Origin of the sequence: Saccharicrinis aurantiacus (assembly GCF_001660705.2) — a bacterium.
In the GTDB taxonomy this organism is placed as follows: Bacteria; Bacteroidota; Bacteroidia; order Bacteroidales; family Marinilabiliaceae; genus Saccharicrinis; species Saccharicrinis aurantiacus.
On the sequence record NZ_LYBV02000047.1, the window covers coordinates 1 to 6876 of the forward strand.

General features: G+C 34.9%; 8 protein-coding genes. 1 reads left to right on the forward strand and 7 read right to left on the reverse strand.

Annotated features, from left to right (window positions below; genetic code table 11):
* The 3 genes from A8B35_RS21905 to A8B35_RS21915 form a co-directional block, all read right to left on the reverse strand.
* The coding region (locus tag A8B35_RS21905) for an efflux RND transporter permease subunit (RefSeq protein WP_139314980.1) at nucleotides 1-1002 on the reverse strand (1002 nt) is incomplete at its 3' end.
* 159 nt (nucleotides 1003-1161) lie between these two features.
* Complete coding sequence (locus A8B35_RS21910; protein ID WP_139314981.1) at nucleotides 1162-1545, reverse strand: hypothetical protein; 384 nt, start codon at nucleotides 1543-1545, stop codon at nucleotides 1162-1164.
* A 133-nt stretch (nucleotides 1546-1678) separates the two neighbouring features.
* Nucleotides 1679-2218 carry an outer membrane beta-barrel protein gene (locus A8B35_RS21915; RefSeq protein ID WP_075604032.1) on the reverse strand — a complete coding sequence of 180 codons (540 nt, stop codon included), beginning with the start codon at nucleotides 2216-2218 and terminating at the stop codon, nucleotides 1679-1681.
* Between the two features lie 250 nt (nucleotides 2219-2468).
* Between A8B35_RS21915 and A8B35_RS21920 the strand changes: the two genes are divergently transcribed.
* Nucleotides 2469-3029 (forward strand): manganese efflux pump MntP, encoded by a 561-nt coding sequence (locus A8B35_RS21920; protein ID WP_075604033.1) that lies wholly within the window; start codon nucleotides 2469-2471, stop codon nucleotides 3027-3029.
* A 71-nt stretch (nucleotides 3030-3100) separates the two neighbouring features.
* On the opposite strand, the gene A8B35_RS21925 is transcribed toward A8B35_RS21920, so the two are convergent.
* The 4 genes from A8B35_RS21925 to A8B35_RS23460 form a co-directional block, all read right to left on the reverse strand.
* Complete coding sequence (locus A8B35_RS21925; protein ID WP_075604034.1) at nucleotides 3101-5245, reverse strand: ATP-grasp domain-containing protein; 2145 nt, start codon at nucleotides 5243-5245, stop codon at nucleotides 3101-3103.
* Between the two features lie 48 nt (nucleotides 5246-5293).
* Nucleotides 5294-5869 carry a glutamine amidotransferase-related protein gene (locus A8B35_RS21930; protein ID WP_075604035.1) on the reverse strand — a complete coding sequence of 192 codons (576 nt, stop codon included), beginning with the start codon at nucleotides 5867-5869 and terminating at the stop codon, nucleotides 5294-5296.
* A 204-nt stretch (nucleotides 5870-6073) separates the two neighbouring features.
* Nucleotides 6074-6637, reverse strand: a complete 564-nt coding sequence (locus tag A8B35_RS21935) for a glycoside hydrolase family 108 protein (RefSeq protein WP_075604036.1) — start codon at nucleotides 6635-6637, stop codon at nucleotides 6074-6076.
* The coding region (locus tag A8B35_RS23460) for a hypothetical protein (RefSeq protein WP_222844205.1) at nucleotides 6634-6876 on the reverse strand (243 nt) is incomplete at its 5' end. The genes A8B35_RS23460 and A8B35_RS21935, both read right to left, overlap by 4 nt.

Consider the following 6876-nt stretch of genomic DNA (forward strand, 5'->3'; position numbering starts at 1 on the left):
TACTAAATCTGATCTATCTAAGTAGGGTTTTATAACTACTCCCTCGGGTAAGGAATTGTTTACTTTTTCGATGCGCTGTTTTACATTATCGATAACCTTATTGGCATTGGCTCCTTTTAACATTAGGGTGATCCCTCCTACTGTTTCTCCTTTACCATCCTTTGTCATTGCACCATAACGCACTGGACTGCCGAAGTTAACTTTGGCCACATCGCGCATTAAAATCGGAATATTATTAGGGGTACTTACCACAATACCTTCTATATCTTCAAGGCTTCTTAACAAACCTTCTGCTCTAATGTAGGAAGCACGATCCCCCTTTTCGACATAACCACTACCCGTGTTTTGGTTGTTATTTTCGAGTGCCGTTATAATACCCTCAATGGTTATGTTAAATTGATTTAGTCGTGATGGGTCTATGGCCACCTGATACTGTTTTAAATAACCTCCAAAACCGCTTATTTCAACAATACCTTTAATACCCGATAATTGTCGTTTTACAATCCAATCGTGAATAGTACGTAATTCTGTAATGGTATATTGGTCTTTAAATTCGTCCTCTACCTCAAGTGTATACTGATAGATTTCGCCCAAACCTGTTGTGATTGGCATTAGCTCGGGTGTTCCATATTCGGCAGGTATCTCGTCAGAAGCTGTTATTAGCATTTCGCTAACCAACTGACGGGCATCCAAAAGAGGAAAAGTCTCATCAAAAACGATGGTTACCACCGATAATCCATAACGTGATATGGATCTAATATGATCAACTCCCTGAATGTTGGCCATGGCCATTTCCACCGGAAAAGTAATGAATTGCTCTACCTCTTCGGGAGCTAATGATGGCGAAACGGTTACTACTTGTACTTGGTTATTGGTGATATCTGGTACTGCATCAATCGAAAGATTTTTCATGGCAAATATACCCCATATGCATAAAGCCATAGTAAAAAGCAGCACAATAAATTTATTCTCAATGGAGAATGATATTATTCTGTTGATCATTATAAGATTGTTTAGTGCGCAAAGCGCAATATGTATGATACGATAGGCACCTTTATGCTAAAAAAGGTGTTACTAGAAGTAATTTCAACACGGCAAGGCATAACCCGACTTATTAATACTACAATAAGTGATATATGCTAAATGTTGAAATTGTAAAAGTTATGATTGAAAGTATGGGGAGCCTCGGAAATGATTACTCTTTTTTAAATACTTACTGACCTTTGAAAAAGATTGACAGTAATGATAAGTATCGCCTAAAGGTATGGTATTGATTTCTTCTAAAACAAACTGGCAGTTTATAAAAGGTAAGATGTTAGTGCATACAACAACATTGCTATATTCATCTTTCTGATGTTTTGTAATGTTTTCGATGGTTTCATCGCCTCCTACAAAAGCGAAAACATCCTTCAGAAATTCTAAAATGCCCTCTTCGTGTGGAGGCTTCTCATGAAAATGGCCTTCGTGATCATTATGACCCACAAAATTGTGCATCATTATAATTACTACAGCTGCTATGAGTCCTATTTTTTGTATTGCCTTCACAGCTGCAAAAGTAGATTTTTTCTTAAATATATCCTATGTAATTATTGAGAATCGATTACGCTGATTTAGCTTAAAAAAAAAAGCCACTACAATTTAATGTAATGGCTAATTCTCTTTTTACTTTAGATGTTTCTTAGAACAGATATTGAACGCTTGCACCTATACGTAGATATCCACCGTTCATAATAGTATATCTCATCTCAGGTGCTAAGTTTAGTGTTTCGCTTAGTTTGTAATTGGCTCCAATACCAATGTTCAATCCTACTTTGCTACCATTGTCTTTATAACCTGGAACTTCCATGGTCATTTCCCCAAACATAGGCACATTCTCAGTTATTGTTTGTGTTGGTACATCTACATTCCAAAATGTAAAACCCAAACCACCTATACCATAGAAACTCAATTTCTCATCTTCAACGTGAAAAATGTAGTGTCCATCTAGGTCGATAACGTTGAATGATGTATAATCTTTTCTAAAGATATGACTGAAAGCAAATGCACCTTCCCACTCTTCAGTAATGCTATAAGCTGCATTAAGGTTGATACCTATATTACCAATATCTGTAGCGTAAACTAGTCCACCACCTGCACGTAACTTGGTAATATCAAAATCTTGAGCAAACACATTAATGCAAAGCACTGATGCTAGCATAAATAAAATAATCTTTTTCATCTTTGAGGTTTAAAAATATAGTGTTAATATGTGCTCATGATTACGCAACATGATAATATAAGTTACATATGTATAAGCGTTATTTTGCAAAGTATATTTACTTCTATTTTAATTAAATATAATCGGCTGAAATACTTTGTTTTATTGGATATAGAAAGAATAATAAAATCAGCTCATTAGTATCCTTTATAACTTCTAATCAATCCGAATTAGGTATTTATATTATCTTTGCGGCCTTTATTATTTATTTATGGGTACTATTTCTCTTTTTATGATGAGTATTGGCTTATCAATTGATAGCCTTGCAGCAAGTATAACAATGGGGGCTTGTTCAAAAAACATTCGATTAAGACATGTGATTAAAGTGGCTACTTTTATGGCACTCTTTCAAGGCACAATGCCATTTATTGGCTGGTTAATTGGTAATAGTTTAGAAGATATTATTGAGGACTACGACCATTGGGTGGCTTTTATTCTATTGTTAGGAATAGGAGGGAAGTTAATTTACGACGGCGTAAAAAACAGTACCGAAAAAGTTGATACAAAACCTACAAACAACCTATTGTTAGCAGGAATGGCTTTAGCAACAAGTATCGATGCTATGATTTTAGGAATAGGTTTTGGCTTGATTGAAATTAATATATGGCTGGCTATGATCATTATCGGGTTAACCACCTTTGTTTTTTCTTTTACAGGCGTATTTTTGGGTAAGAAAGTTGGCAACAAGATTAACAAGGGAATTGAAATATTTGGTGGTCTTTTGTTAATTGGGCTAGGTTTTAAAATTTTAGTGGAACATATTTACTTTTAATATTGTAAATGGTATAAATAATATTTTAAAACCTCCAATAACAGTGTTGTTGGAGGTTTTTGTTTATATGCTTATTTTTTTAACATCAAAGCTAAAAGTAGTGCTCGTTCAATTAAGCTATGTCTAATAATACGTTCGTTATTTGAAGGCAGATACTCCCCAACAGGGCCTAGGCCATCAATAATAGGCATATCTTTTTTAATATGACAAATATCGGCCGAACTCCAACGGTGCTCTTCTGTTATACGCACATCAATTTGTTTGGCCAAATTTACGATTGAATTATAATAATCCTTAGTCTGATCAGAAACTGACATAGCTGGACGTTTTAAGCCACCCTCTATCTTCATCTGATATGTTTTGCTTCTTTTTTGTGCCGTTAATATCTTTTTAATCTTCTTTTCAATTTGCTCTAGTACATCAGCTGAATTATATCTAACACTAATACCAGCAGAACCATAAGCGTAATTTTTAAAAATATTACTCTTAAATTCTATATCAAACGGAGCAATAATATTATTGCTATCGTTTTGTGATATATCGGTTATTGAGGCTAGTGTTTTATTAAAATTCATGGCCGTGCTTGATACATTCTCGGGGTTGTCTTTCTTTATCATTTTTGTTTCCAGACGATACATAGCCGAGCCAGAACGAGATAATACCAATCCTCCTTTTTTAGAAGAGCCACTTAACGAAATGACCGTTTTAGCCATTTCTGCCTTTTGCTGAATAATAGGTTTTGAGTAACGCCCATCGATAGTAGAATCAGATACTAAAAGAATACCAATATTCAGCTTTTTCAGGTTTCGAGAAAACTTAAGAGCCTGTAATGCTGAAATTAAAATGGCCGTGCCACCTTTGTTTTCCCACACACCTGTTCCTTCAAGATATTGCTCTTGTTCGTTGTAGTTTTCGTGTTGTGCTAATTTAATGCGGTTATCAATTGATTGAACGATTAAATAATCTACTTCTGGTTTAAACGAATTAGAGAAATATAGAATATTACCCACTTCGAGTTGCGGATATATTTCTTGGGTAAATCCTAACTGGCTTAATTCAGCACTTATTAAACCCGAGCAATAATTAACGCCCTCAACATTTCGCACATATGTATCTGTATCAACCAATTTTTGTAGCAACTTTTCTGTACGTTGCTGTCTGGTTTTAATAAAGGTGCGTATACGTGATGTTTGATTGGCTTTGGAATTTTGTTTGGTATTATTAGCTAATGGTATTGTATTGGTAAAGTAACGTACCGATGCCACATCTAACATTTTATTTACCAAAGCCTCAAAATCGTAGCCTGATACCTTTGCTGCGGTAGGATACGATCCTGTTTCACCCAAACTTGCCATTGAATTTATCTCCAATAAATAAATATTATCGTCTTCATCCAATCGAATATCTACACGAGCAAAATCTCTTAAATTAAGAGCCTTAAATGCTTCGATGCTGATTTTCTGCATTTTCTCAGCTAATGCTTCAGATATATTTGCCGGACATACTTTCTTTTTGGGCTTTTTTTGCTTGTCGTCGACGGTTTGAATCGCATCAGGATCTCCGTCTAAATCAATTTCGAGCACTGGGAACGATTCCACAGGGGAATTACCTATTAATCCAACACAAAACTCTCGGCCTCTAATAAACTGCTCCACCAGGGCTTGTTGACTAAACTCAGTAACGATAAAATGTACCGCTTCCCTTAAATCTTCTTGATTATAAACCACTTTCAGACCAAAGGAAACACTTTCCATTTTAGGTTTAACAATTACAGGAAATTTAACCGCCGACATATCTTCTTCGTGGTTGTTAAACACCCAAAAGTCAGGAGTTGGTAGGCCATTATTTTTCCAAATAATTTTAGTTAATATTTTATCTAATGCCAAAGCATGGCCCGATGGTGATGAGCCCACATAAGGCAAACCGAGCATCTCTAGCATACTAGGTATATGCGTATATCTGCTTTCGCCCTGTATTCCATAAGCCATATTAAACACCATACCCATTTGCTCACCCTCGTTTACGCTGGGCATAAAGTTTTCAAGGCGTTCAATAATTTGCTTATTTCCATCTAACACAGCCACATTGTGGCCGGCTTTCTCAAGGCTTTCGGCCACTTTTTTAACTGTTTTCTCATTGTAGAACTCTTTGTTCTGCATGCCGAAGGTATTGATTACCCCACTAATATCTTTGTTATATATTAATGCTACTTTCATTATTATAATTATCGTATTCTGTTGTACTGTATTTACCTAAAAAAACTGTTATATGATATTACAAATTTTTAAAAAATTATTTACCATTAACATTCCATCTGCACCCGATACCTCAGGATGTGCCTGAAAACCATAAATAGGTTTGGTTTTATGTTTTATAATTTCGTTGGTACAAGTTTCTGAATTACCAATACTTTCAAAGCTAGAAGGAAGTTCAGAAACATGGAACGAGTGGCGTTTTACCAGAGACACTTCGTTCTTATTTAACCCTTCGAATATGGGATCTTCAGGTTTGGTGATGGTAATTATTTCTTTTTTACCATGATATTCGGCTAGTTTCTTAATGCGCCCTCTGTAGCTTACCGCAATAATCTCATGTCCCAGACAGAAACCAAGTATGGGTACATTAAAATTCATCAAAGCAACAAAATTAGACGTAAGATTTAAGGGTTCGTAAGGGTTACCTTTACCTCCTGATAGAATCACCCCTTTAATTTTGGTTTTTGCTGATAAGGTGATTGGTTGATTATGATCAAAAAATACATAATCAAAATCCTGCTCCGAAAGAAATTGCCTTTTGAATTTCTTTATAAAAGCACTCTGGTTATCAATTATTAGAAGCATTTTGAATAATTATTTCATAAACAAATTAAATACTACCATTAACTCAATTAATTATTGGCCTAAAATAAGCTAAAAACCAATATCAGAGTAGTGCCTTTTAGTTAAAAAAAGCAGAAAACGAAAAAAAAGTTTTTTTACTTCAAGAAGACAGGCTACATGCTTGATTCATATGCTATTATAGGAAATGCAACCAAAGATTTTTTTTTAATAAACAATCACTTCAATCCGTCTCAGCCAACCCTTCAAGAACTTATGATTTTGCCCTCTCTGAGCAATTGTATTATAGTAATGAATACGTGCAGATTTAATTGCATTAAACAGTGATTCTGAACAACAAGTATTAATTGCTTTAACAGTATTCTTACCAATTATTCCATCTAATTTAAGTTCACAATCGAAGAAGCGGTTCAATACCTTTTGAACACCACAGCTTCCCCAATAGCCACTGTTAACACACCAATCAAATATAATCTCCTGTAAAGAGCCGTGTAATATCCCATCAATACTGTATTTCTTATAAAATGTATGGTAATAAAAATCCTTTACCATACATTCCAATTTAGGGATATCAATGTGCTTATTCCAAGGTATTTTGCCGTAAGTCTCTTTGTAGGCATCAATAAAATCCCAACCATTCCATTCTGGGTGTAGATTTCGGGCAACACCCATATAGGTTTCACCACCACGGTCGCCTTCTACATTGGCATAATATCCTTCGTGCTTGATAACGCCATCAAAAAGCTCCTCAAATGTTTTTATATGTTTCATGATCGTTTAGATTTCAGTTTTACATCATTTACTCCACTTATTGAACCTCCAAAAAGGAAGTCGATAATCGTGCTTAGTTTAGTGGATATTCCACCGTTTATACTGCTGATAAAGGCAATTTGCCAATCTTGCAATTCAATGGTTTGAAACACGAAATAATTAAGCATTACAAATGTTAAAGTACACCATGCAATCAGGAAGAAGATTGCAAAGGTCTTTTGTAACCAGTTGTCTTTGGT